Here is a 26,085-nt window from a genome sequence, read left to right on the forward strand (position 1 = left end):
GGTTTTTATGTATAATTCTCAAGAAAGGCATGGATGCAGGAAGATTTTACTTGAGCCGAGCCAATTTTGTGAACGATTACATTAAAAAACGGAAATCTTAGGAGACCAACATTATATACCATTTAGATCGCCATTCCTTATTTTTTTTGCAATATGCCATTGAGGGCCACGTCGGCCAAGAAGCTTGGTGTTTGTTCTAACGGGATGATTTCAGCTATTTGTTTGACCATTTGCGGATTTATCATATTTTGGAGAATGATTTCATATAACCTTGGGTCTCCCTCCCTAAAGATGTTTTCTTTTTGCCCATTTGTGATAACCTCAGCATAAAGTTTCTTTAAGCCTAATAAAAAAGATTCTTTAAGGTTCTCCTCTCCTTTCTCCGAGACTAATAAATCAACGATCATTTGATGGATTTCTCCATATTTTATAGTGATTTTTGCATAGCAAGCAAACACATTCCTAACCTTTTCGATCGTGGATAGATTCGATTGCAGAATGCCTGCCTGTTCTTCGTATATTTCTGCTATAACCTCATAGGCGACTGCATTCGCTAATTGGTTTTTATTAGTGAATCGTCTATATATTGTACCTACCCCAACCTTGGCTTCTAACGCTACTTCTTCGATCGTTGTTTCGTGACCCTTCTGGGCAAATACTTTCTTAGCCGCTTCAAGGATTTTGGCAGCATTTTTATTGGCATCTTTTCTCTTGGAAGCGGTGATAAATTCAAGATCCATAATTTTGATTTAGTTCCTTTCTTCAATGAATAGTAAGCAGACCTTACGACTTATTATAGAGTATTTTAAGGAAAAATGGATCGACGATGAAAAATAGTGATTGACTATCTTCCAGATAATCAATAAACTGGTAGTAATCAAAACGGAATGTATATTCCGTTTTGGGGATTTGTAGGAATACTAACAAGAGCAATAACTTTATAAGGGATAAGGAGGTAAATACGGCAGTATAAAATACCTTTTTTTAAAAAAAGAGAACGCTTACATCAAGATGACTTGAAAAGGGGAATTCATCAAAAAAATACTTTGCAAAATATGTTGATTGGAACACTTTAACATCCTCCCAGGTAAACGAATTAAGAAGGCCTTTGATGGGGAAATTCGGAGTCTTGATTCTGAATATTCATAATAATTAAAGCTCCAGCATCTTTCTAAATGGCTTGCAATACAAGATGTCGAGAAACAAGGTTCATGAAATTGATTTCATTAGATATGTTTACCCTTAGCAAATTTTAATTAAAACGCTTGAATAAAGGAAATCAAGGGGGAAAATCAATGGCTAAGAATTTGCAATTTGTAGATACAACTCTTAGGGATGGAACGCAAAGTCTTTGGGCAGCTGAATCCAGAACGGGCATGGTTGAAGCCGTTGCGGAAGATCTTGATCGATCGGGATTTCAAGTGGTAGAGGTTCCATTAATGCCTTACAATTTCAAAAAAATTATCCGTGAATTAAAAGAAGATCCATGGTCGTTAGCAGAAATGGTTGGGAAAAAAATGCCGAATGCGAAAAAAGCATTTATGGGTGAACCGGGACTAGTTCTTTTTGAACTATTAGAAACTCCTCCATCCGTTGCCAAGTTATTTTACGATTTATTAATTGAACGGGGTGCCATTAATCGAGTACAAACAATGGCAAATATTTTTGGTAATTTAAAAACGGATTTTCCATGGTTCATACCTTATTTACGTAGTAAAGGAATGGAAATTGCCCATGCCATTGCTTATAGTATCTCTCCTAGACATACAGATGAGTACTTTCTGAAGAAAACGCAAGAAGTGGTGAAAAATGAGCCCGATATCATTTATTTTAAGGACGCAGCTGGTTTGTTGACGGTTGAGCGGCTTCGGACCCTATTACCGATTATTATTGAAAATGCAAATGGGATTCCTGTAGAGTTCCATACTCATTGTACGACAGGGCTGGCAGATGAGCTTTATGTTGAAGCGATGAAAATGGGAATCCGGACGCTGCATACAGGGATTCCGCCATTGGCGAATGGATCAGGTCAACCGTCGGTGTTTACAACTGTTGCCAATGCACGCTATTTTCATTTATCGCATGACTTGGATTTAGAGCGGATAAAAAGAATTTCAGATCGTTTGATGAAGATTGCTAAGCAAGAAAATTTACCAATTGGTGAGCCTCTTGAGTATGATTACTCGCAATATATCCATCAAGTGCCTGGCGGGGTTATTTCTAATTTGCGTCACCAGTTACAATCTTTGAATCTTCAAAATCGAGTCGATGAGGTTATTGAAGAATCGATACGAGTTCGTGAAGAACTAGGTTATCCAGTAATGATTACCCCATATTCCCAATTCATGGTGACACAAGCAGCCATCAATATTGCGACTGGTGAACGTTACAACGTTGTAATTGACGAATTGATTCAATTAGCAGCAGGTGTATATAGCGAAGATTCAGGTTATTTAATGATGGATCAAAATTTAAAGGATAAATTCCTGAACCTTCCCCGTGCAAAAGAATTGCGCTATAAGCCAGTTGAAGATGTTCCAATCAAGAAATTAAAAGAGCAATTTGGCGGGCCAACCCTTTCAGATGAAGAGTTTATGCTTCGATATATCATGAAGGGGACAAATGATATTGAAGAGATGCGGAAAGCGGGACCGCATAAAAAATATTTCTCAGCTTCAACTCCTTTAGTCGATCTAATAGATCGTTTCAGCAAGCAATCTGATATTACCCATGTTCAAGTGCAAGGCCTAAAGGGATCGCTACTTTTAACAAATAAATAGAATATGTCCATTCCATAATGAATAGAGGAGGAAGGAAAATGAGCAAAAACGGATTAGGGGTTATTAATAATGAGGATGTGGAGAGCTTATCTATTCTTATCGAGAAATTAGAGGAATCTCCCTTCAATTATTTAAAGCTGGAGAATCAAGATTTTAAAATTGTGATCGGAAAAAATGGTGTAACAGAAACGGCTGAAGAAAGTACAAAAAATAAGGAAGTTTCAGTAATAAAGCCCGAAAAGCCTGAATCATTACAAAAAAACCAGAATGAAGCAGCGGCAGCAGCTGAACCATTGACTCAAAAACTGGTGCCTGAACAACTGAATTCAGAAAAAGAAGAACAGGAAGCGGGAATTGTTGCCATTAAGGCAACGACAGCAGGTATATTCTATGCCCAGCCTGAACCAGGTGCAGAGCCTTATGTAAAAGTAGGCAACCGTGTTGAGGAAAACCATACGGTTGGCTTAATCGAGATTATGAAAGTGTACAGTGCTATATCCGCAGGTGTAGCAGGGGAGATCGTTAAAATACATGTTAAAGATACTCAACTTGTTGAATATGGTCAGCCTTTATACTCTGTAAAAGTGGAATGAAAATCAATTCATTACTTATTGATCTTCAACCATTAAAGGCAGAGTGGAAACGAGGAGGAAATCAAGATGAGTATTTCAAGAATATTTATTATTAACCGTGGCGAAATCGCAGTCCGAATAATACGGACATGCAAGGTGATGGGAATCGAAACGATCCTTGCGGTTTCAGAGGCAGATCAAGATAGCTTAGGGGCCCAATTGGCGGATAGAACAGTTGTTATCGGTCCGGCACATGCTGCGAAAAGTTATTTGAACATTCCGATCATTGTTACGACCGCTTTAGCAGTTGGAGCGGATGCCATCCATCCAGGATACGGATTTCTGTCAGAAGTACCGGAATTGGCTGAAGCATGTGCTGAAAATAATCTTCTATATGTGGGACCAAAGCCAGACCATATCTTTAAGATGGGGAATAAATTAGTGGCTCGATCTATTGCTCAAGAAAGTGGTGTCCCAGTACTCCCTGGTTCAGAGAAAGTGTCCGATTATGAAGAAGTGATCCGAATGACAGAAAAAATAGGATTACCGGTCATGTTAAAAGCTGCAGCCGGAGGCGGTGGCCGCGGAATGAAAATCGTTACCGATAAACAAGAGGTGAAAACGGCTTTTGAGTCCGCATCCGCCGAAGCAAAGGCCGCTTTTGGGGATAGCACAATGTATATTGAAAAATATATTGCTAATGCACGGCATATTGAAGTACAAGTCCTTGGAGATGAATATGGAAATGTGATCCATCTAGGGGAGCGGGATTGTTCCACGCAGCGCCGTCATCAAAAACTGGTGGAAGAGGCGATGGCACCGGAAATTCCGGAAAAGCTTCGTCAGGATATTCGCACTGCGGCAGTCAAACTTGCTGAAAATATTTCCTATCAAAATGCAGGTACGGTTGAGTTTATCGTCGATCAAGACGAAGCAAAGTTTTATTTTCTTGAAATGAATACTCGTATTCAAGTGGAACACCCCGTTACTGAAGCCGTCACCGGAGTGGATTTAATTCAAGAACAAATAAACGTGGCCAACGGTGAAAGATTACGATTTTCCCAATCCGACATTGCCTTCTCAGGACATGCGATCGAATGTCGGATAAATGCTGAAGCGCCGATGGAAGGGTTCCGTCCAACTCCAGGACGCATTACAAAATGGCACATGCCTCAAGGACCGGGTATACGAGTGGATACCCATTGTTATCAGGGGTATGCCGTACCAGTTTTTTATGACTCGATGATTGCAAAGGTTATTGTTCATGGCAGTGATAGAACGCATGCCATTCGAAGGATGTTAGTTGCCTTGGATGAGTTTTCAGTTGAGGGGATCAGTACGACCATTCCATTTTTAAAACAAGTTCTGCAGGATGAAGAATTTGTAAATGGGCAGGTAAATACGAGATTATTGGAACAAATCATGGCGAATCGCCTAGAACATGTATAAAGGTCATTGTGGCAATCAATCTGAGTGCAGGAAGATTAACTTATTATTGGTATATCCTGTAATAAAATGCGGGCAGGGAGACATCCTCCTTCCTTACGTAATAAAAAGCAGCACTGATGATCTTTTTTGAGTTGAATTCACTCATTGCCCTGGTTGATAACAGGGGATTATTAACAAATGAAAAGGTGGAGATTATATGGAAAAACTGATTATTACAGTAGCTACAACAGGGGATTTCGCAACTAAGGATCATACGCCATACTTACCGACAACACCACAGGAAATAGCTGATTCAATATATGATTCATGGCAGGCTGGTGCCGCCATTGCTCATGTTCATGTTAGGGATGATGAAGGAAAGCCAACCCTGGACACAGCAAAATATCTTCAAGTAGTGAAACTTCTTGAGGAGAGAAATTGTGATATCATCATCAACTTCACCACCGCTGGGGGAGAACTGAAAGATGTTACAAAACGTTTTCCGGTTGTTGAATTGAAGCCTGAAGTTGCTTCTTTTGATGCAGGCTCTTTTAATATCGGACCTAATGTATTCATTCACACGCCTGCTATGTTGGAGCAATTGGCGGAAAAGATGCTGGAAAACAACGTGAAACCGGAACTGGAAGTATTCGATGTTGGAATGATTCATAATGCCCTGCGCGTTGCCCAAAAGGGGCTAATCAAACCACCATTCTTCTTCCAATTCGTATTGGGTGCACAGGGAGGTATACCAGCTTCGCCAGAAAATCTGATGTTCATGAGAAATAGCATTCCCGAAGGTGCAATCTGGTCAGCTATCGGGGCGAGTAAGGATCAGTTAATGATCAATACAATGACGATCCTGCTTGGCGGGCATGTTCGCGTCGGCATGGAAGACGCGGTTTACTTCCGCAAGGGAGAACTTGCCAAGACGAATGCTCAATTCGTGGAAAGAATTGTGGAATTGGCAAAAACATTAGGCAGAGAAGTGGCAACACCAGATGAAGCAAGAGCGATAATAGGATTAAAAGTAAAGAATACTGCCCATGCATAAAAGAGAAAAACTACACCAGAAATATGGTGATTCATAAAAGAGGAGGTTGTTAGAAAATGATCGCAGAATACCCGTTCCGAGTAAGGTGGGGAGATACGGATGCAGCAGGAATTGTATTTTATCCCAACTTTTATAAATGGATGGATGAATCAACACATGAGTTTCTATCTGCGATAGGGTATCCAACTTCAACTTTGTACGCTGAACAACAAGTCAATGTTCCGCTGCTCGAAGCGAGTTGCCAGTTTAAGAGTCCGCTATTTTTTGAAGATCGTGTGACCGTTCGCAGTACAGTCGTGGAATTACACCAAAAAGTTTTTAAAATAAATCATAAATTCTTCAAGGATGAAAAACTGGTAGCGGAAGGATTCGAGATTCGAGCATGGACATCATTTAAAGAAAAGCCAAAGGCTTACCCAATTCCGTGTGAGGTAAGGGGAAAAATGATGCAAGCAAATCCCAAGGCGGTAAAAGGATGAAGTATCCGGCGGATTTTTTGATTGATTATATATAGAAAAGGGTGAAATAAAAGGATGTCCAACATGACCTATGGACATCCTTTTATTTTGGTGTAACAAAAAGAAGGATAAAAGAAAAAGCGGTTTCCTTTACCTGCTTTTTCTATGCTCCGGAATATCCAAAGACTTTCGAGATTTCCAAACAACTCTTTCTTAAATAATGAGTCAAAGGATCTTCGTAATGATCAGGAATGCTTTCAGTGAATCCAACGGCAGTGATTGCGCCCAATAATTCTGCATTGTAATTGAAAACCGGAATGGATATGGAGGAAACGGAGGGTACAAGAGGCTCCTTGGCAAATGCGATTTTGTTTTTGTGAATTTCATGATACTCCTCCGTTTCTCTAAGAAAATCCCCAGTAACATTGCGATCTTTTTCAATCCAATCCGCTGTCAAGGAAGGATCCTGGAATACAGTGAATACTTTCCCGGACGAAGAGGAAGGAGGTAAACGCGTACCTAGCTGGGCACCGATATTCAGATTTTGATTGGAATTCCATATTTTGGCCGTTGTAGGTCCATCGTAAGTCCAAACAGAGAAAAGGACTGTGCAGGAGGTATGGTGACTGATTTCCTGTAAATATGGAGTTATTCGGCTTGTGATGTCCTCATTCCCTATGGCTGCCATGCCATATTGAATCAGTTTGCTGCCAAGGTGATACATACCTGTTGCCTTATCACGATATAGCAGCTCGAGTTGCGTCAACGTATTTAAATACTTATAGAGGTTACTTTTCGTTATTTCCGTCGATTCCTGAATATCCGAGAATCTTAGAGGTTTTCTTTGGGAAGCAAGCAAGTCTATAATGCTCATTCCTATTTGCAATGATTGAATCGTCGAACCAGATTTTACGATTTCCATGAGTTAATCTCCTGCCCAGTTTTGATTTTAAGACTAGTATATCAGAATCCTAAAATATTTAATGATTGTAGCCAGCAAAAGCTATAAAGGCATCGCATTCCGTAAATTCCCCAGTTGGAACAAAAAGACCCATTATGGGGTAGATGATACCATTTTATTAAAATGTTGGCGATAATTCTTGACAGTTTTCTGAAAAATAAGTTATTATTTATATAAATAGTGAACTAAGTTATCTATTTGTATAATAAATGAAAATTAAAGACGCAAAGGAGAAGGCAAAATGAAATTAGTAACTTTCAGCAATGAGGGATTTAAACGTATTGGAGCCCTTTATCCGAATAACGAAATAGTTGATTTGAACTACGCCTATCAAGCCCTGCTCGAGAGCGAAGGAAAACTTCGGAGTGAACAAATTGCCGAAGCTTATGTTCCTGCAACAATGGAAGCGTTTTTACAGGGCGGGAATGAAAGTCTTTCCATCGCCGAAAAGGCTGCGGATTATGCAATCCATAATCGTGGCTCTTTCAGGCATAAGTTGATCCATGCGGTTGAAAAGATCAAACTTGAGGCTCCTGTCCAAAATCCAGGGAAGATCATTTGCGTCGGTCATAACTACCGTGAACACATCGCTGAGATGGGACGTGAAATGCCGCCATACCCAGTGGTTTTTGCAAAGTTCGCCAATACGGTGATCGGTCCCCAGGATGACATTCCGTTCTTCCCCATTTCTGAACAGCTGGATTATGAAGCGGAATTCGCTTTTGTCGTCGGACAAAGGGCACGAAATGTTACGCAAGAGGAAGCACTTGATTATGTAGCGGGTTATACGATTGCCAATGATGTTACCTATCGTGATATCCAACGCCGCACGCTTGAATGGCTTCAAGGAAAAACCGTTGAAGGAAGTGCTCCGATGGGGCCTTGGTTAGTCACTTCCGGTGAACTGCCCGATCCATCGGGTTTAAATGTTCGATTGACAGTCAATGGTGAAGAACGACAAAAAACGAACACAGCCAACTTCGTATTCGACGTGAAATATTTAGTCGAATTCCTATCAAACTTGATGACTCTTGAACCTGGAGATATTGTTCTAACAGGAACACCGGGCGGGGTAGGGGTTGCCCGTGATCCTCAAGCATTCTTAAAAGATGGTGATGTAGTCAAAATTGAAATCGACAAAATAGGCTATCTTGAAAACCGTGTGAGTCGTGCCGGGGAGGGGGATTGATCATGGCTTTTCAAGACATTGAAAAATCGATTGAATCAATTCAGCTATCATTAGATCATATTCTGGAGACAACCGAAAACCTACCGGAAGAAACGGTCCGTTTTAACCCGACAGAAGATGAATGGTCAATTATGCAGATACTTTCCCATTTAACGGAAGCCATTCCTTATTGGTTAGGTGAAGTGCAAGCGGTAGTGGCGATGCCAGGTTCCAAATGGGGCCGCGGAATGCAGGATCCCGTCCGATTGGCAGCCGTCACCGATACGGAACGGCTTTCTGTGGACAAGGTTATAACTCAAGTGAAGGAACTTAAAGATAAAGTGGAGAACGTGCTCGGGAAATTAGATGAAGAAACGCTATCTAAAGAATCTCCACACCGGAACTTTGCTAAATTCGGAAATAAACCCGTTTCTTATATCATTGATCACTTCATCGATGAACACATTTCAGGGCACTATGGACAGATCAAGCGAAATCTTTCAAAAATTAAATGAGGATAGATAATAATAGAAGGTAGGGATTAGTGTGGCTGAAAAACTAGAATACATGAATAGTGCAATCGTAAAAGATTTTACTAAGGATATCCAGCAGTACAATCTAGGCCCTCTGTGGGAAGCCATTCCCGCTCTGATGGACCATGAGCCCAAACCTCATGCCGAGGCTTATTTATGGAAAGAGGAGTTATTGACAAAAAAATTGTTGGAAGCCGCTGAAATCTTTACACCCGATCGCGGCGGGGAGCGAAGGGCCATCTATTTCCAAAACCCAGGCTTAACTTATCGCAAGCCATGGGGATGGGCTTCAACCACACAAACGCTTTATGCAGCAGTTCAATTATTACTGCCTGGTGAAGTGGCTCCTTCCCACCGACATTCCCAAAGTGCCCTCCGTTTCATAACGAACGGGGAGGGTGCCTACACCATCGTCCAGGGGGAAAGGATCTTCATGGAAGAGGGAGATTTCTTGATTACACCTAAAAATTTATGGCATGGTCATGGACATATTGGAGATAAACCGATGATTTGGATGGATGCCCTTGATATCCCGACCATTTATTCCATAGGCGGCACTTTTTTTGAACCATATCCTGATCGAATTGAAACACCTATACGTCCGGATAATTTTTCAGAACTGCGTTATCATGGCGGAATGGTCCGCCCTGTATCCGATCGTTATTCACAAGTGGCTCCACTTGCCAATTACAAGTGGGAAGGCACCAATTCTGCGATTGAAGGATTGATGAATTTCGATCCAGACCCATATGAAGGTTTTGCCGTTGAATATATCAACCCTTCAAATGGGCAAACCGCCAACCCTACAATGGGGGCCTGGATGCAAAAGCTACCGCAGGGCTTTCATACGAAAGCCCATCGCCATACTCATTCCACTATCTATCAAGTACATCAAGGTACTGGATATACAGTCATTAATGGCGTCCGTTTCGATTGGTCTAAGGGAGATTATTTCGTCGTTCCGAATTGGGCTTGGCATGAGCACGTTGCAGAAGTGGATTCCTACCTATTCTCGGTCAATGATCTTCCAATCATGGAGAGATTCGACTTGGAACAGCAACAGGCATTTGAAAGTAATAATGGGTACCAAAAGGTTGAACGTGAATTTAAACCTGTGCTGGTATAAAACCAGTCTAGAGGAAGGGAATCCAGTCCTTGGGCAAGAGGTCGAATGAAAGCGTTTACCGTTAAGCGGTGCAGCATCTTATGTTAATTCAGCTAATTAAGGGGGAATGAATGATGAACAGAGAAAACAAACCATTCATCGTTATCGGCGGTGGAATCGGCGGGCTGGCAACGGCTCTAGGTATTGCAGAAACGAAACAATATGTAAAAGTTTTGGAACAGGCGCCTGAATTTGGAGAAATCGGTGCAGGAATTCAACTGGCTTCGAACGCAACCAATGTGTTGCAGCGGCTGGGAGTGATGGATAAAATTAACGAAATTGCAGTATTTCCGAAAAGGTTGGTTCTGATGGATGCTTTCTCGGGCAAGGAGCTTTCTGCCTTGGATTTAGGTGATGTTTATAAAGAAAGATATGGAGCGCCATATGTTGTTTTGCATCGTTCCGATCTGCATAAAGTACTGGCAGAAGCCTGTGAAAGCAATCCATTCATCGAGTTGGTAACCAACCAAACCATCATTGAAGCAGTGGAAAGCGAGGGTGAAGTTGCCGTTATTGCATCAGATGGCTCCCAACATTCAGGAACGGCCGTAATCGGTGCTGATGGTTTATGGTCGAATGCGCGCAAGCTTTTTGTGGAAGATCAACCGGTCTGCTCGCAATATGTGGCGTATAGAGGAGCGATTCCGATGGATGAGGTAACAAGCCATGGAGATTTGGATGATGTGTATATGTGGATCGGGCCAAATCTTCATCTTGTTCAATATCCGGTTAGAAGGGGAGAACTGTACAATCAAGTAGTGGTCTTCAAAAGCTCTCAATACACAAAAGAAAATGAACAAACCAATCACTGGGGAACACCGGATGAAATGGATCGTGTTTTTGCAGGTACTTGCGAGCTTGTCCAAAATGCAATTTCATTCATTCAACGTCAACGACGCTGGCCGATGTATGACCGCCTGCCCATTGATAATTGGACAAATGGCAGGATTACGCTTATGGGGGATGCTGCTCATCCGATGCTTCAATACTTGGCGCAAGGGGCCTGCCAGGCTTTAGAGGATGCCGCTTATTTGACGGATATGCTTCACAAGCATGGTCAGGACATTGAACAAGCATTCATGGAATATCAAGAAGAACGCATTCCTCGCACGGCAAATGTTCAGAACAGTGCAAGAATGTGGGGGGAAATCATCCACAATACGACCGACGCGGGCATTCTTCTCCGGGATACCCTCTTAACAAGTCGTACGGATAAGGATTTCAAATTCATTGATGAATTCCACGGATATAATAAACAGGCTCGTGAACGCATTATTTGATTTGTCTCTTTTGAGATTGGGAAGTTAGACATTTTACAAAGAATTTTGCCTTTTTTCCTTTTGGAAAAAAGGCTTTTTTGCTGGTTATCAAATCATACTTCCTATTTGGTACGACTGAAAAAGGGATATAAGCCGACCTTTTCTTGAAAGTAGAAAGAAGATTAAATTAATATAATGAAATAGTAAGTGGTATGAAAATATTACGCTGACCAATATTCAAATGAAACATTATGGACAAAGGCGTTCTCCCCGTTTGATGTATATCTCATTCTCCCTAAATGAATTTTTTTACAATAGTATTTTATTTTAATCACCTATAACCGTCATTTTATAGTTTTATTCTTTTTATTCAGAAAATTAAGATTGTTGTTTGACTTTGGTATAACAATATTATAATATGATATTAAGAAGTTGAGAGATGTTTTTATTTTATGGGAAAGAAAGCGGTTCCATTTGGGTTTCCAGAGAAAAGGAAGCATTGATTTCCATTATTGTTGTAAATGAAAGTCTTTGTTTCTATGAATCTTTAGAACGGAAAGAATCTGGATTTTTTACAAAATGGTCTTCTCCAGTTACACAGCACCTTTTATGAAATAAAGGAGGTTTAACAATGGTAGAACATGTAGAACATCGTTCGGGCTTGGTTCGGACGGTACTGGGATTGGTGCCAGCTCAAGAACTAGGCGTTGTGCTTATTCATGAATCACTTCTTTCTGTTATGCCCGGAGCGGAATATGCTCCGGAAATTGATATGGACAAGAGTAAGATTTTTGATATCTTACATCGTAAATTAACGGGATTCCGTCGGAGTGGCGGAAATACGATTGTAGATCATCGCGGGATGTTCCATGGCCGTGACGTCAAGCTTTATGAAACGCTTTCCAAGACGACAGGGGTACATATCATAGCTTCAACAGGCTTAGGGCCAGAACGGATGCTAAGTGGATATTTCACTACCCCGCAAACTCATCCGCCAACACCTTGGCCAGCTGAACAATTTGCTGGTTTGTTCATAAAAGAGGTGATGGAAGGAATTGTCGTTCCGCGTGTGGAACGATCAGGTCCGGCAGGGATCGTGACATCAATTGCAACTCAAAGTGGGATTGTCCAAATTGAAGAGAATCTTTTCCGCGGCTGTGCACAAACTGGTATGGCAACAGGAGTGCCGGTATCCTTGCAATATGGTGCAAATGCCCTGAAAGATTTGGAAATGGTATTAAGCGAAGGCATTGAACCGCACCGCGTCATCATCGGGGGACTTGACCGTTTGGATGCAGTTAAACGTAAAGAAGCGTTTGCTGTGGCGGAACGTGGTGCGTATGTTGCTTTAGACCATGTTGGCTGGTCTACACGAGAAGGCTATATAGATGATAGGGAGCGTGCTCGGTTAATTGCAGAACTATTCGAAAAAGGCCTAGGTGAACGTGTCTTGATTTCAACGAATGCCGTTGGCTGTGCAAAAGGTCATGAAACAAAGGATATTGACTTCAATTACCTACTAGTACAATTCGTTCCGATCCTGCTTCAAGCAGGAGTATTGAATGAAGAAATCCGTATATTGTTAGAAGAAAATCCGCAGCGTGTACTGGCTGTTGATGCCCCCGCAACTGTCAAAAGGGAAACTGCCGCGGGATCAAAGCAAAAATAAATGCGAGGAGGGAATCTGTTATGGGGAAGGTAAATACGGTTTTAGGTCCGATCGCGTCAGAAGATCTAGGAATCACTGCAATGCATGAACATATTGGTTTTGGTCTTCCTGGATGTGACTTGGATACTCAGTGGTGGAAAAAGCCTGAAGAAGCATTTGACGTTACCATTCAAAAGTTGCGGCGCTTTCGTGAACATGACGGTAAAACATTCGTTGATTGTACAGGCATCGGAAATGGGCGTGACATCGAATATTTCCAGGTGCTTTCTCGCAGAACTGGCGTCAATATCGTGGCCGTTACAGGTTTTGTAGCAGGGGATTCAGCGTTGCCCTATTTCCGTAACAAAACAGTTGAGTATTTGACAAACTTATTCATACATGAAATCACGGTGGGGATCGATGGTACAAGCGCAAAAGCTGGCGCTGTTAAAGTAGGCGTCAGCCGAGAAGGCTTAAGTGAACTGGATCAACGCATCTATCGGGCAGCTGCACGTGCTGCAGTGAAAACAGGTGTCCCAATCATTACACACTTATCAACAGAACCGGAACTGGCGATTGACATTTTTGAATCCGAAGGGTTGCCTCTAAATCGTGTACTAATGGGCCATGCAGATGTTGGTCAAGATGCCGATGAAGAGCGTGATAAAATGATCGCAAGCCGAGGCGGATATGTAGGTTTCGACACGATTGGTTACGACAAGGAGATGGAAAATGCGCCATATTGGTCACGTCCCCGTCAAGACCGTGTTAAGCATTTTCTTTCTTTCCTCGAAAAAGGCTTTCTTGAACGGGCTGTGATTTCAGCCGATGCTAACTGCTGTGCACTAGGCTGGCCAGGGTTAAAGGGACACTCTGTAAACTACTTGTTTGAAGAATTCATCCCCGACCTTCGGAAAGCCGGTGTCGCTGAAGATGTATTTGAACAATTATTAGTACGTACTCCTGCAAATTTCCTTACCATGCAAGAACCTAGTTTGAAAGCAAATCCGTTATCAAATAACGATATTGGATGTGTTCCTATTATCAAAAGCTGACGCGATTATTATTGAGAGCTGAACATGTGATTTAACTAGACTAACAGGGGGGGAGCAAAGATGACTATAAAAGGAAGGGCCTATATCGCGGGAGCATTCGAACATCCAATGCGTAAAGCCCCTGATAAGTCGGTTTCAGCCATACATGCTGAATGTGCCAAAGGCGCATTGGCTGACGCTGGACTCTCATTTGCAGATGTCGATGGCTATTTCTGTGCGGGTGACGCACCTGGAGGCGTCCACTCCATGGTCGATTACCTAGGCCTTGATGTCCGGCATGCAGATGGGACAGATACAGGGGGTTCTTCATATATTGCGCACGTTTCACATGCCGCCCAGGCGATAATATCTGGAAAATGCAATGTTGCCTTGATCACGATGGGGGGCCGTCCCCGCTCAGAAGGAAGAAGCGGTGTAAAACAAAAGATTGTCGGAGCAAATGTCCCTGAAGCACCTTTTGAACTAACTTATGGTCCGACAGCTGTAAATGAGTATGCAATGGCTACCATGCGTCATATGCACGAATATGGTACAACAAGTGAACAGCTTGCATGGGTAAAAGTTGCAGCTTCCCATCATGCCAAGCATAACCCAAATGCGATGCTGCGTGATGTAGTAACCGTAGAAGATGTGCTCTCTTCCCCCATGATTGCCGATCCATTGCATCGTTTGGATTGCTGTGTGGTCAGTGATGGCGGCGGTGCTATTATTGTCGTAAGCCCTGAAATTGCCAAAAGCCTCAATCGTCCCCTTATCAGGGTGTTAGGTGCAGGAGAATCATCCAAGGGGCTTTTGGGAGGCAAGGCTGATCTTACTTATAGTGGTGCAGTACGGTCGGGGGCATCAGCTTTTGCCGAAGCCGGGGTAAATTCACAAGATATTAAGTATGCATCAATCTATGATAGCTTTACAATCACGGTGTTGATGCAGCTTGAGGATTTAGGTTTCTGCAAAAAGGGCGAAGGCGGAAAATTCGTTGCCGATGGAAACCTGATTTCTGGTGTTGGCAAACTTCCCATCAATACAGATGGCGGCGGGCTGAATAACAACCATCCTTCGGGCCGAGGCGGCATGATTAAACTGATAGAGGCTGTGCGGCAACTCCGTGGAGAGTCACATCCAAAGGTCCAGGTGAACAATTGTGATCTTGCACTGGTTCATGGTACTGGTGGCGGCCTCGCAAGTCGACATGGCAGTGCAACATTGATCTTGGAAAGGGTGTAGCTTATGGCAGCCAATGAATCCAGAATAATGGCAATACCTGAAACCCATCCAGAACATGAAGAATATTGGAAGGCAGCTGCAGAAGGTAAATTAATCATTAAACACTGTGAATCTTGTGGTGAATATCATCATTATCCACGTGTGCTATGCCCGTTTTGCAAAAGTGAAAAAACGACATGGAAAGAAGCGAAAGGAACGGGGACAATATACACATATAGTGTTATGCGAAAAGGGAGCCCATATGTGATCGCCTTCGTCACGCTAGATGAAGGTCCTAGGATGATGACGAATATTATCGACTGTGATTGGGACGAACTTCACATTGATCAACGAGTGAAAGTGGCATTCATGCAAAGTGGCAATCAAAATAACCCTGGTCCGTGTGTACCGTGCTTCACTCCCTCTATGACTGAAAATAGCTAGTAGACTTTCATACTTAGGTTATTCAGCAATGATTTTCATATCAAGATTCATAACATATTCGGAAGGATTCAGGAGAGGAGTGAATTAAGATGATCATCACTAAGGATGCACGCATTCTTATGCGTGACGGCTTGCATATCGCCGCAGATATATACCGTCCTGAAGGAACGGGTAAAGTACCAGCATTGCTTGCGCTTAGTCCATACGGCAAAGAATTGCAAGCACAAGCTTTAACTTTGCCTCCACAAGCTCGCCCAAGTCATCTTTGGAACGGAGCGATTGAAGCGGGTGATATTCGTGAAGTGGTATCACGAGGGTATGCCCATATCATTGCCGACGTACGTGGTACAGGTGCCTCGGAAGGTCAGATGTGCGGGAACTATAACTCTGGCGGTCATGGCGATGGCAAAGACATTTACGACCTCGTTGAATGGTTGGCAGAGCAAGACTGGTGCGACGGCAACATCGGTATGATCGGTATTTCGTACTTTGCATCGGTGCAAATATTAGGTGCAGCCGAACACCCTCCGCACTTAAAGGCAATCTTTGCGAATGGAGGGCACTTCGACCTTTATGAACTTTGCTATCACGGAGGGATTATGTGGTTAATGCCGCGTGCCTCTCGTGAAGGGCGCGGTGGTGATAGCGGTAATGCATTCACCAATGTAGCGAGCAAGAGCTCAAAAATATTCACTAAGGAAGAGCTTAAACAAAAAACGCAAGATCGTTTACGTGATCCTGATATCGCACATTGGTCTGATTTTGTTCACCTGCTTCATTATCAAGATCGTCATGAACTATGGATGGATTATTTATTAAATCCACTTGATGGCGAGTTCTGGAAAGCGGATTCTGCTATAGAAGTCGCCCATAAAATAACGATTCCCACTTACTTTCAAGCGAAATGGGGCCGGGGCTGGAACGTCGAAGGTACAATCGAATGCTTCGAACAAGTATCTGGCATAAAAAAGCTCGATATTCAGGCACTGCCCCCAATGCTGGAGCGGCCCTTCCACGAATGCCACGACGAAATGTTCCGGTGGTATGATTACTGGTTAAAAGGAATCGATACAGGTATTATGGAGGAGCCGGCAGTTCAGTTTTCAGTAGAAGGCTCTAATAAATGGCGCGGTGAAGACCACTGGCCATTGCCATTTGAAGAGAAGAAAGAGTTCTTCTTACGTCCACGTCACAAAATTAGTGATAATCCTGAGCCATTGGATTCTGAATATGCCCATCCGGATGGGTTCTATCAAGCGCCATTAACGGTAACGACAACATCTGAGAAAATTAAATGGACAAGTGATAGATTCCTCGAACCTGTTGAAATGACAGGAACAGGTGCCTTATATGTACATGTTGAAATCGATACGGATGATACGAACCTTATCGCAAAGCTTTATGATGTAAACCCAAGCGGAACACGTACCTTGATGACTTCTGGCTATTTGAAAGCATCCCATCGGGAATTGGATGTTGAAAAAACGAAATTTGGCGAGCCATGGCACCCGCATGACCGGGCGGTACAAGTAACGCCAGGTGAAATCATCGAGTACGCGATCCGTTTATATCCATTCTCCTTCTTGATTAAATCTGGTCATCGAATTGAATTGGAACTTGCATGTAACGAACGGCTGGATGGAGAGGATGCCAAGATGTTGCCCCCGGATAGCTATCATTTACCTAGTGGCCGTGCAACAATGCATAAAATCTATCGAGATAAAGATCATCATTCCCGTTTAGTGTTGCCAGTCATTCCAAAGGAGTTCAATGTTTTGAACAACCCTACTGATGTTGTATATGGGAAAGCAAAAAAGTGAATCCTTCGGCTGCGACCCGTTCTTAGCATGAAAGGGACGTGATTATAAATTCAATAGAGGAGTGATCAACATGGATTTGGTACGCATCATTCCGATCGAATGTAAATTTGGACCGACCTCTGCTTATGTCTATTATCTCGACGCACCCGAGCCAGCACTTATCGATACCGGCATTGCCTCTTCGGCTTCCTGTGAAATCGAAACAGTCCTTGCTGAGCATGGCTTTAGAATCGACGATATCCGCTGGATACTCCTAACCCACGGCCATGTTGACCATTTAGGAGGTGCTAGCAAGGTATGGGAGAAAACTGGTGGCCGTGCAAAAGTTGTCATTTCAAAAAAGGAAGCCTATTTACTGCGAGATCGGACAAAACATATCACTGATTATAATCGTCTTCAAGGAAAATACCTGGACCCTGAAATCCAGGAGAAGCATGCGGCGATTCTAATGAATGATATCGGCGGGAATTTGGAACCAACGGTAGAGGTAGTTGATGCCGATATGATTTCACTTGGCGGAGACGTATCGATCACGGTAGTGGAAACACCAGGACACTCAATCGGATCTGTGACTTACGTGCTTGATGGCTTGGGATGGGCATTTGCAGCTGATGCTGTGCAAATATATGGAGGGGCACAGAGTGGGATTCCTACGATTGAACACCCCGCTTTATATCGACAAAGCATACGGCATCTTCTTGAGGAGGTCCGCCCGAAACGACTTTACTTAGGTCATCACTTCCTTGACGGTAAGGGAAAGGTTCTCAGTCAGCAAATTGTCGGAGACGAGGTTACCGCGGTTCTTAAAGAGAGTCTTGAGATGGACGCGAAGTTAGCTCATGCTGTCCGTCGGCATGTGAACGGAAGTGCCCCAACCAATAACGATATTGGGATGTATGGGCCCTTCCGATCAATTGCAGCTGAATTGAATTATACAGGCAATCCAAGTCACCTGCCTTGTGCTTTCTTTGTTACACTGAATGGATATGAAGAAGAACTGATTGGTACCCATAATACATGAAAGGAGGAAAACGGGGATGATCCAAAAGAAATATGAAAGCGCAGCAAAAGCTATTGCTGATTTGCAAGATGGAGCAACCCTGCTTGTGGGCGGATTTGGCGGAAGTGGGCTGCCATCACACCTTGTTGGAGCCCTTACAAAGCAAGGGGCAAAGGATTTGACTGTCGTATCCAATAATATTGGCGCAGTTCGTGATGGCGTTGCGGCCCTTATCAGCAATGACCAAGTCCGCAAGATCATTTGCTCTTTCCCTGTCGGCCCCCACGCCAACGAATTGATTCAGCGAATCAAGAATGGAAGCATCAAACTGGAAATAGTTCCTCAAGGTACATTGGCGGAGCGTATCCGTGCTGGCGGAGCAGGCGTCCCTGCTTTTTATACCCCGACGGCAGCGCACACCGAACTAGGGGAAGGCAAGGAAACGCGTATGTTCAAAGAGGGGCTGCATCTCTTGGAACATGCAATAAAAGGTGACTACGCTTTTATAAAGGCACAACGGGCAGATCGCTGGGGAAATCTTGTTTACCATAAAACACAGCGCAACTTCAATCCGGTAATGGCGACGGCTGCACAAATTACAATCGCTGAGGTAGATGAAATCGTGGAAGTTGGGGAAATCGATCCAGAGACAATCGTAACTCCAAGCGTATACGTGCATCGATTAGTTAAACTGGAAGCAAAATGCGATAGGAGGGTTTTAGTGAATGAGTGAAGACAAGCACAAGCGGGAGATTGGTTGGACCAAGCTCGAACTGGCATCCCGAGTAGCATTGGACTTGGAAGATGGATGGTTCGTAAACCTTGGCATCGGGCTGCCGACCCTTGTGGCTGATGTGATCCCGGAAGGTCGTGAAATCATCCTCCATAGCGAGAATGGACTTCTGGGGCTGGGTCCAAAGCCAGAACCAGGTGAAGAAGACATGGATTTAGTGAATGCCGGCAAGGAACCAATTACATTAAAACCTGGCGGCAGCTTTTTCTCACAATCAGAATCTTTTGCCATGATACGCGGAGGACACCTTGATGCAGCCGTGCTTGGGGCATTCCAAGTGTCGATGCATGGTGATCTTGCCAGTTGGAAATTACCTGACGCACCCTTGGGGCGTGTTGGCGGTGCGATGGATTTGACTGTTGGCAGTAAGCGTGTCTTCCTTTGTATGCAGCATATGAGTAAGGGCGTGCCAAAAATCGTTGAGGAATGTTCGTATCCACTGACGGCTCCGCGCTGTGTAAACCGCATTTATACAAACCTGGCGGTGATCGACGTGACGAAGGATGGTCTTTTCGTTCATGAACTCGCCCCAGGCGTTACGTTCGATTATGTCCAGGACTGTACGGCCGCTCCCCTCAAGATCCGTGCATCAAGTCATGTAAAAGCAGAGACTTTGGAGGTAAAGAAATGATAAAAAAATATACGATTGATCGTAGTTCATCTGTGCCCATTTATAAACAAATCAAGGAAATCCTCATTAAAGAGCTTCAGGCTGCAGAAGGAGTGACAGGGCGTCCGTTCAGCACCGAGCAAGAGCTTGTCCAACGTTTTCATGTGAGCCGGGCTCCTGTACGCCAAGCACTGAAGGAATTGGCCAATGAGGGTTACGTGTACCGGGAGCGGGCGAAAGGCACCTTCCCTGTTCAGGCACTTCCTGTTCGTCCTCAAGGACTGGAGTTAGGGGGATTGGTTAGTTTCCTTCGCGATCAAGGATTGGAATGCACTTCAAAAATATTAAGTGTGGATCGTGTGTTGCCTACTGAGAAACTGTGCGCAATCCTTGGACTCGAGCCGAGTGATAATGTTTTGAGAACATCTCGATTAATCTTGCTTAAAGGGAAGCCGCTAGTATGGACTCAAACCTACCTTGCCGTCTCGGAGGACTTCCTGCCAAATGCACAGGAACTTGAGGAAGCTGAAAGTGTTTTCGTGCTTCTTGAGAGAGAACAGGGGATTTTCATTTCCCGTGGTGACCACCTGATCTGCGCGTCAGGTGCGAATGCTATGGAGGCGGAGATTCTCGGCATCAACAGCGGCGACCCAGCTCTCATTATAGAGACGAAGCTGTATTCCAGAAATGATCGCCTCATCGGGTGGAGAAGGGCAGTTCATATAGCGGACGATTATAAGTTTTCTTTCACCGTAAACCGTTAAGCGACACAATAGTTTGCTGAAAAGTCAGGAAGGTATCCAACATCATACGGCCCATGATGTTGGAAAACATCTTTAAAGGCAAATTGCCATCATGGCTGAGGACAAGCTCCATGATTTCAATGGGGAGTTTTGGAGTTTGTCACTGTTTCATAATAGGATAAACATGATGTCAAATCATTAGCCTGTACTTTTTACGACAGGGGGATCTGGGGTGTCTCGAATGAACATTACCGACATTGTGAATGAAGCGGAATTTAACCGTTTTCATTTTAGGATATTGATAGGCTGCTGCTTGATCATTACTTTTGATATGTTCGATCTAGTTATATATAGCTCCGTCTTGCCTGTCCTGATGGAGGAATGGAAGCTATCGCCTGTACAAGCAGGAGCCATTGGCAGTTACGGATTCCTTGGGATGATGCTGGGAGCTATCATCTTCGGCATTTTGGCTGATAATTTTGGAAGGAAAAATATCCTTATCTTATGTGTGTTCCTATTTAGCATCTTTACGGTTTTCTGTGCATTTGCAAACGGCCCAACTGTGTTTTCTGTTTTCAGGTTTGTTGCCGGAGTGGGCATAGGCGGTGTCTTGCCGAATGTGATCGCCTTATTGACGGAATATACACCGAAAAACAAGCATAACATGTTGGTCTCGATCGTGATGTGCTGCTTTTCAATAGGCGGTATTTTTGCCGCCCTGATTGGAATATACGTTATGCCTCTAATAGGGTGGAAAAGTGTATTTTTGGTAGCGGCAATTCCCCTTATACTTATTCCGTTCATGGTCAAGCATTTTCATGATTCACCAGCAATACTCCTGATGAAAGGGCGAGTGGACGAGCTCCGTTCAGTTCTTTCAAAGGTGAATAACAAGTCCTTACTTATCGCCGATTTCCAATTTGAAGTCACAAGCAATCGAAAAGGTTCCGGCTCCCCGGTCATTGGGTTGTTTAAAGATGGTCGGGCATTAGGGACGGTGATGATCTGGATTGCATTCTTCATGTGTTTGTTAATGATTAATGGATTAACTATTTGGCTGCCTAATTTGATGTTCAGTGCCGGTTATGCTCTAACTTCCTCTTTAAGCTTTATGATTGTATTGAATATCGGGGCCATCATCGGAACGCTAATCCTTGGTAGTCTAGCAGATAAATATGGAGTTAGAAAAGTAATCGTTCCGATGTTTGTAATGGCTTCCATTTGCTTGATGCTTCTCGGTTTTAAAAATAACATGTTTATATTATATGTGCTGGTGGCGATTACTGGCGCATGTACAATGGGGGCTCAAAACATATCATACTCCTTTGTTTCTCACTATTATCCTCCATTAATGCGATCAACAGCCGTGGGCCTTGCTTCTGGAATTGGTAGGATCGGGGGAATCATTGGCCCAACATTTGGGGGTATCCTTTTATCTCTTGATTTATCAGTTCAAATGAATTTCATTTCATTTGCGATTCCAGGCATTATTGCGGCTATTGCATTTTCATTTGTTCCTATAAATTATGCTTCTTACAAAAAAAAGAATAAAAGAAATGGCTTGGGAGGGGAATATTTATGAAAACTAAATCAGAATTGAGGATTGCCATAATCGGAGGCGGCATTGGTGGTTCTTCAGCTGCCGTAGCATTAAAAGCTAAGGGAATTCGGGCGGATGTATATGAGCAGGCACCAGCTCTGGGAGAGGTTGGTGCGGGGATTGGTATCCGTCCGCCGACCGTGAATTGCTTCAAAAAATGGGGTTTATATGAGGACATAGAACAATTAACTTCACGAAGTGACTTCATGGAAATCATAGCCGGAGATGACCAAGTATTCATTAAAGAAGCATGGCCGGTTTTAACGGATGATAAATCAGAGGCATATGCCCGGTTGATTCATCGTGCAGATTTATTGGATACGTTAATTGCTCATATTCCAGCGAATCAACTTCATTTAAACCACCGTTTAACGGAAGTGATTGATCACGGTGAATATGCGGAAGTGAAATTTGCCAATGGCAAAACAATTGAAGCGGATATCGTCGTCGCGGCGGATGGGATCCGTTCCCCCATTCGTGCACAAGTATTGGGCCAACATGATCCAATATTTTCTGGATATCTAGCACACCGTGCCTTGATTTCTAATGATGCAGTACTTGGCATGTCTTCGGAAGAAAACATCTTGCGTATTTATGTTGATGGTAAGAATTCAGTTTATTTATTGCCACTAGAGCGCCGAAAGCAAGTCTCTGTTGATATTACAGTTCCGGGTAAGTTCGCATGGCGTCCGGAAATGACGAAGGAACTAATCATGGAGAGTGTTAAAGGCTTTGGCCCTACCATTCAAAAAATCATTGAAAATATTAAATTGGAAGATATCGTAACTCGTCCGTTATGTGACATTGAACCAATGGATAAGTGGAGCACCAAATGTGTAACATTGATAGGTGATGCTGCTCACGCCATGCTGCACAATCAGGGACAAGGGGCGAACATGGCCATCCAAGACGCGGATGCATTAGCAGAAGCGATTGCTAAAGCTGAAACAGCTGAAGAAGCATTACAAAATTACGAAGAGCAACGTAAACCAATTACGAAGCTATACCAGAATTTATCCCGTCTGTTTCCAACTGATGAAGCGGAGACAGCATTCCCGGAAAAAGCGCATTTCTAAAAGTCAAGGTATTGTCCATCCTAATTCGAAGCGAATGTCTGTGATGAACAGCTAGAATAAATATAGATGATGAACTTAATTAACTGAATATTCAAACATTACTTAAAGGGGGTCTCAGATTTGCCTGTACATCCCGAAATAAAAAAAATATTGGATATGATTCCGGAATCCGATGCCAACCATAAGATCAATCCGGAAGAACATAGAAAAGCGTTCAATACACCCATTCTACCTGTTGAAAAACGTGAGCAAGTCTATTCTGTTGAAGAGGTGTCGATTCCTACTTCGGTAACCACTATTCCGATAAGAATTTACACGCCGTATAAAAGCGAATCTTATTCATTGTTAATCTACTTTCATGGAGGAGCATTTTTCTCAGGGAATTTAGAAAGCCATGATGAAATCGTTCGATCGATATGTATGGAGTCCGGCTATAAAGTCATATCCGTGGATTATCGACTGGCCCCAGAATATCCCTTTCCTGCTGCTTTAGAGGATTGTTATCATGTCACAAAATGGGCAACGGAACACATGGATGAATTGAAATGGGACAGTCAGAACCTGGCTCTTGCGGGGGATAGCTCTGGCGGGAATTTGGTTGCTGCGGTTTCTCTGAAGGCCCGTGACAAGAAGGATTTCACCGTTACTAAGCAAGTGTTGTATTATCCATCTTTAGATCTTGACTTCAGTGAATTCCGGTATCCCTCCCTAGTTGAAAATGGTCAAGGGTATTTCGTGGAAAGTGAGCGACTAGCAGAACTCAATTCCTTTTATCTGATGGGGAATGCAGATGTTAATCATCCGTATGTATCACCCATACGAGCAGATAATTTAGATGATCTTCCGAATGCACTGGTCATCACTGCAGAATATGATCCATTCCGCGATGAAGGGGAGCTATTTGCCGAGAAATTAAAAAAATGTGGTGTACATGTAGAAACGAAAAGGTATGAAGGTGCCACTCATGGTTTTTTAGGCAGATTCACGCACTTAGATGAATATAAAGACGTGTATAAACGGACAGCTCAATTTTTAAATTCCAAGTAAGAATTTTGAAAAATATCGCAACTTGAAACCGAAGGTACCAACGATCGTTAAACAGACTTTACCAAAGAAGTGCTTTCGCATCATAAACTTTCATTGTTGTGAAAGCCCTTCCTTTATATTGAATCTACTGGAATATTCTCTGGGCTTTATAGCAGGAATTAAAAATGACGGCTGTGCACCCTAACGGATTAGTAATTCAGCTCAATTCCCTAATAACTTATCGCTTTAATAATAGATGTTTGTCAGGAAGGGTGTGTTTATTAATGGAAAAAAGAAAGTTTTGGAGCTATGAGAATAAATTAACCGCAATCTTTTTCTTCTCTATCGGGTTTGTATTTTTTGATCGATTGGCTATTAATTATCTTATTCCATTCATGCAAGAAGATTTTAGCCTGACAAATACTCAAATCGGAATGCTCTCTTCAGCATTAGCGATTACATGGGCCCTTTCGGGTCCAATCTTGGGGTATATTTCCGACAGGGTCAAAAGTAAAGTAGCTGTCTTGGTCTCAATGGTCCTGTTGTTTTCCTTCTTATCATTGGCACATGGACTAGCGGCGTCTTTTGCCATCCTGATTGTTTTACGTTTGATTATGGGTATTGCTGAAGGACCAATAATCCCAATTTCTTCATCTATATTATCAGTGGAATCTACCCCTGAGCGCAGAGGGTTCAACCTAGGCTTTACGGCTGGGACTTCATATGGTGTTTTTGGGGGATTCTTGGCACCTCTGGTCATTGTTGCATTGGCAAATGCAACTGATTGGCGGACCGCATTTTATTTAACGATCCTACCGGGTCTGGTTATTGCCCTTTTCATTTTGAAGGTCGTGAAAAATCCTAAGAAAAATTATGATACATCCAATTCTCCCGCAATTCCGAAAGAAAAAGTAAGCATTAAACAAATAATCAAAGATCGGAATATTTGGCTATGTGTCATCGTTTCTTGTAGTTTTTGGGTATTCCTTCTACCCTTCTCCATTTATGCACCTCTATATCTGATTCAAGTGAAACAATTGTCTCTAAGTACTATGAGTATGGTAATGGCAGCCTTTGGTGCCGGAAATGCAGTCTGGGGATTTATCGTTCCAGCCATTTCAGATCGTGTGGGACGAAAACCGACATCTCTAATATTTGGGGTCCTAACCTTATTCGTACCGCTTACACTAATGTACGTTGACAACGTAGTAGCACTATCCGTGCTGATTTTCGTTTTTGTTTCTGGGATTGGAAATTTAACCATGTTTACGACTACAATTCCGGCAGAAACGGTTCCAATCCAATATGCCGCTGCTACGATTGGGTTTATACTTGCAGCAACGGAAATTGTCGGAGGCGTCCTTAGCCCTTTGTATAGTGGGATGGCCGCCGATGCTTGGGGCCTTACAGCACCGCTTTGGATCAGTGCTGGAGGCGGGCTTCTTGCTTTTGTTTTCTCACTATTTCTTAAAGAATCGGCGCCAGTAAAGGTTCGGAGCAACAAGGAGATGGAAAGTGCCATATAAAATCAATGGTGAACGTTGATTGTCGTTTCAAGATTTCATCCGAGTGAAAAATTCCTAATTATTTATATAAAGTGAAAGTGTTGAACATCGGAGGCGGAAGATCCAGCTTAAGACATTCTTCTTGCCTTCCTTTCGTATGATTTGTGATTGGGATTTCCGCAAA

At 43.0% G+C, this 26,085-nt stretch carries 24 protein-coding genes; 22 read left to right on the forward strand and 2 right to left on the reverse strand.

The genetic code is table 11. The annotated features are described in order from the left end of the window. Window positions 1-137: 137 nt before the first annotated feature. Window positions 138-740 (reverse strand): TetR/AcrR family transcriptional regulator, encoded by a 603-nt coding sequence (locus tag QNI08_RS06955; protein WP_285766685.1) that lies wholly within the window; start codon window positions 738-740, stop codon window positions 138-140. 555 nt (window positions 741-1,295) lie between these two features. On the opposite strand from QNI08_RS06955, the gene QNI08_RS06960 reads away from it, so the two are divergent. The 5 genes from QNI08_RS06960 (at window position 1,296) to QNI08_RS06980 (ending at window position 6,313) form a co-directional block, all read left to right on the forward strand. Next, on the forward strand, window positions 1,296-2,780 hold the full coding sequence (locus tag QNI08_RS06960) for a hypothetical protein (RefSeq protein ID WP_285766686.1): 1,485 nt from the start codon (window positions 1,296-1,298) through the stop codon (window positions 2,778-2,780). 38 nt (window positions 2,781-2,818) lie between these two features. Continuing rightward, window positions 2,819-3,373, forward strand: a complete 555-nt coding sequence (locus QNI08_RS06965) for an acetyl-CoA carboxylase biotin carboxyl carrier protein (RefSeq protein ID WP_285766687.1) — start codon at window positions 2,819-2,821, stop codon at window positions 3,371-3,373. A gap of 66 nt (window positions 3,374-3,439) precedes the next feature. Next, window positions 3,440-4,801 (forward strand): acetyl-CoA carboxylase biotin carboxylase subunit, encoded by a 1,362-nt coding sequence (gene accC, locus QNI08_RS06970; protein ID WP_285766688.1) that lies wholly within the window; start codon window positions 3,440-3,442, stop codon window positions 4,799-4,801. 196 nt (window positions 4,802-4,997) lie between these two features. After that, window positions 4,998-5,834 carry a beta-keto acid cleavage family enzyme gene (locus QNI08_RS06975; RefSeq protein ID WP_285766689.1) on the forward strand — a complete coding sequence of 279 codons (837 nt, stop codon included), beginning with the start codon at window positions 4,998-5,000 and terminating at the stop codon, window positions 5,832-5,834. A gap of 59 nt (window positions 5,835-5,893) precedes the next feature. Next, window positions 5,894-6,313, forward strand: coding sequence for an acyl-CoA thioesterase (locus QNI08_RS06980; RefSeq protein WP_285766750.1), 420 nt, complete (start codon window positions 5,894-5,896; stop codon window positions 6,311-6,313). Window positions 6,314-6,455: 142 nt separating this feature from the next. Here QNI08_RS06980 and QNI08_RS06985 read toward each other — a convergent pair whose 3' ends face one another. Beyond that, a complete protein-coding gene (locus QNI08_RS06985; RefSeq protein ID WP_285766690.1) occupies window positions 6,456-7,214 on the reverse strand; it encodes an IclR family transcriptional regulator in 759 nt (252 codons plus the stop codon). Between the two features lie 280 nt (window positions 7,215-7,494). Here QNI08_RS06985 and QNI08_RS06990 point away from each other — a divergent pair, with 280 nt between their 5' ends. The 17 genes from QNI08_RS06990 to QNI08_RS07070 all read left to right on the forward strand — a co-directional run bounded on the left by QNI08_RS06990 (window position 7,495) and on the right by QNI08_RS07070 (window position 25,922). After that, a complete protein-coding gene (locus QNI08_RS06990) occupies window positions 7,495-8,442 on the forward strand; it encodes a fumarylacetoacetate hydrolase family protein (protein ID WP_285766691.1) in 948 nt (315 codons plus the stop codon). 2 nt (window positions 8,443-8,444) lie between these two features. Beyond that, window positions 8,445-8,936 carry a DinB family protein gene (locus tag QNI08_RS06995; protein WP_285766692.1) on the forward strand — a complete coding sequence of 164 codons (492 nt, stop codon included), beginning with the start codon at window positions 8,445-8,447 and terminating at the stop codon, window positions 8,934-8,936. Window positions 8,937-8,967: 31 nt separating this feature from the next. Then, on the forward strand, window positions 8,968-10,080 hold the full coding sequence (locus tag QNI08_RS07000; RefSeq protein ID WP_285766693.1) for a cupin domain-containing protein: 1,113 nt from the start codon (window positions 8,968-8,970) through the stop codon (window positions 10,078-10,080). Window positions 10,081-10,190: 110 nt separating this feature from the next. Continuing rightward, a complete protein-coding gene (locus QNI08_RS07005; RefSeq protein WP_285766694.1) occupies window positions 10,191-11,399 on the forward strand; it encodes an FAD-dependent monooxygenase in 1,209 nt (402 codons plus the stop codon). A gap of 610 nt (window positions 11,400-12,009) precedes the next feature. After that, window positions 12,010-13,047: a phosphotriesterase family protein gene (locus tag QNI08_RS07010; protein WP_285766695.1), complete on the forward strand. Its 1,038-nt coding sequence runs from the start codon at window positions 12,010-12,012 to the stop codon at window positions 13,045-13,047. A gap of 20 nt (window positions 13,048-13,067) precedes the next feature. Then, a complete protein-coding gene (locus QNI08_RS07015) occupies window positions 13,068-14,081 on the forward strand; it encodes a phosphotriesterase family protein (RefSeq protein ID WP_285766696.1) in 1,014 nt (337 codons plus the stop codon). A gap of 60 nt (window positions 14,082-14,141) precedes the next feature. Next, window positions 14,142-15,305, forward strand: a complete 1,164-nt coding sequence (locus QNI08_RS07020; protein WP_285766697.1) for a thiolase domain-containing protein — start codon at window positions 14,142-14,144, stop codon at window positions 15,303-15,305. Window positions 15,306-15,308: 3 nt separating this feature from the next. After that, entirely contained in the window at window positions 15,309-15,728 is a 420-nt protein-coding gene (locus QNI08_RS07025) for a Zn-ribbon domain-containing OB-fold protein (protein WP_285766698.1), read from the forward strand. 89 nt (window positions 15,729-15,817) lie between these two features. Next, on the forward strand, window positions 15,818-17,548 hold the full coding sequence (locus QNI08_RS07030; RefSeq protein WP_285766699.1) for a CocE/NonD family hydrolase: 1,731 nt from the start codon (window positions 15,818-15,820) through the stop codon (window positions 17,546-17,548). 70 nt (window positions 17,549-17,618) lie between these two features. Further along, window positions 17,619-18,569: an MBL fold metallo-hydrolase gene (locus QNI08_RS07035; RefSeq protein ID WP_285766700.1), complete on the forward strand. Its 951-nt coding sequence runs from the start codon at window positions 17,619-17,621 to the stop codon at window positions 18,567-18,569. 16 nt (window positions 18,570-18,585) lie between these two features. Beyond that, a complete protein-coding gene (locus QNI08_RS07040; RefSeq protein ID WP_285766701.1) occupies window positions 18,586-19,281 on the forward strand; it encodes a 3-oxoacid CoA-transferase subunit A in 696 nt (231 codons plus the stop codon). Next, window positions 19,274-19,972: a 3-oxoacid CoA-transferase subunit B gene (locus QNI08_RS07045; protein ID WP_285766702.1), complete on the forward strand. Its 699-nt coding sequence runs from the start codon at window positions 19,274-19,276 to the stop codon at window positions 19,970-19,972. Before QNI08_RS07040 ends, QNI08_RS07045 begins: the two co-directional genes overlap by 8 nt. After that, window positions 19,969-20,715: a GntR family transcriptional regulator gene (locus tag QNI08_RS07050; RefSeq protein ID WP_285766703.1), complete on the forward strand. Its 747-nt coding sequence runs from the start codon at window positions 19,969-19,971 to the stop codon at window positions 20,713-20,715. The genes QNI08_RS07045 and QNI08_RS07050 overlap by 4 nt, the downstream gene beginning before the upstream one ends. Before the next feature lie 220 nt (window positions 20,716-20,935). Further along, a complete protein-coding gene (locus QNI08_RS07055; RefSeq protein ID WP_285766751.1) occupies window positions 20,936-22,276 on the forward strand; it encodes an MFS transporter in 1,341 nt (446 codons plus the stop codon). Beyond that, entirely contained in the window at window positions 22,273-23,370 is a 1,098-nt protein-coding gene (locus tag QNI08_RS07060) for an FAD-dependent oxidoreductase (RefSeq protein WP_285766704.1), read from the forward strand. The genes QNI08_RS07055 and QNI08_RS07060 overlap by 4 nt, the downstream gene beginning before the upstream one ends. A gap of 120 nt (window positions 23,371-23,490) precedes the next feature. Then, window positions 23,491-24,417, forward strand: a complete 927-nt coding sequence (locus QNI08_RS07065) for an alpha/beta hydrolase (RefSeq protein WP_285766705.1) — start codon at window positions 23,491-23,493, stop codon at window positions 24,415-24,417. 164 nt (window positions 24,418-24,581) lie between these two features. After that, window positions 24,582-25,922 (forward strand): MFS transporter, encoded by a 1,341-nt coding sequence (locus QNI08_RS07070; protein ID WP_285766706.1) that lies wholly within the window; start codon window positions 24,582-24,584, stop codon window positions 25,920-25,922. Window positions 25,923-26,085: the final 163 nt, after the last annotated feature.

This window comes from Peribacillus folii (assembly GCF_030271255.1).
Classification (GTDB): Bacteria; Bacillota; Bacilli; order Bacillales; family DSM-1321; genus Peribacillus.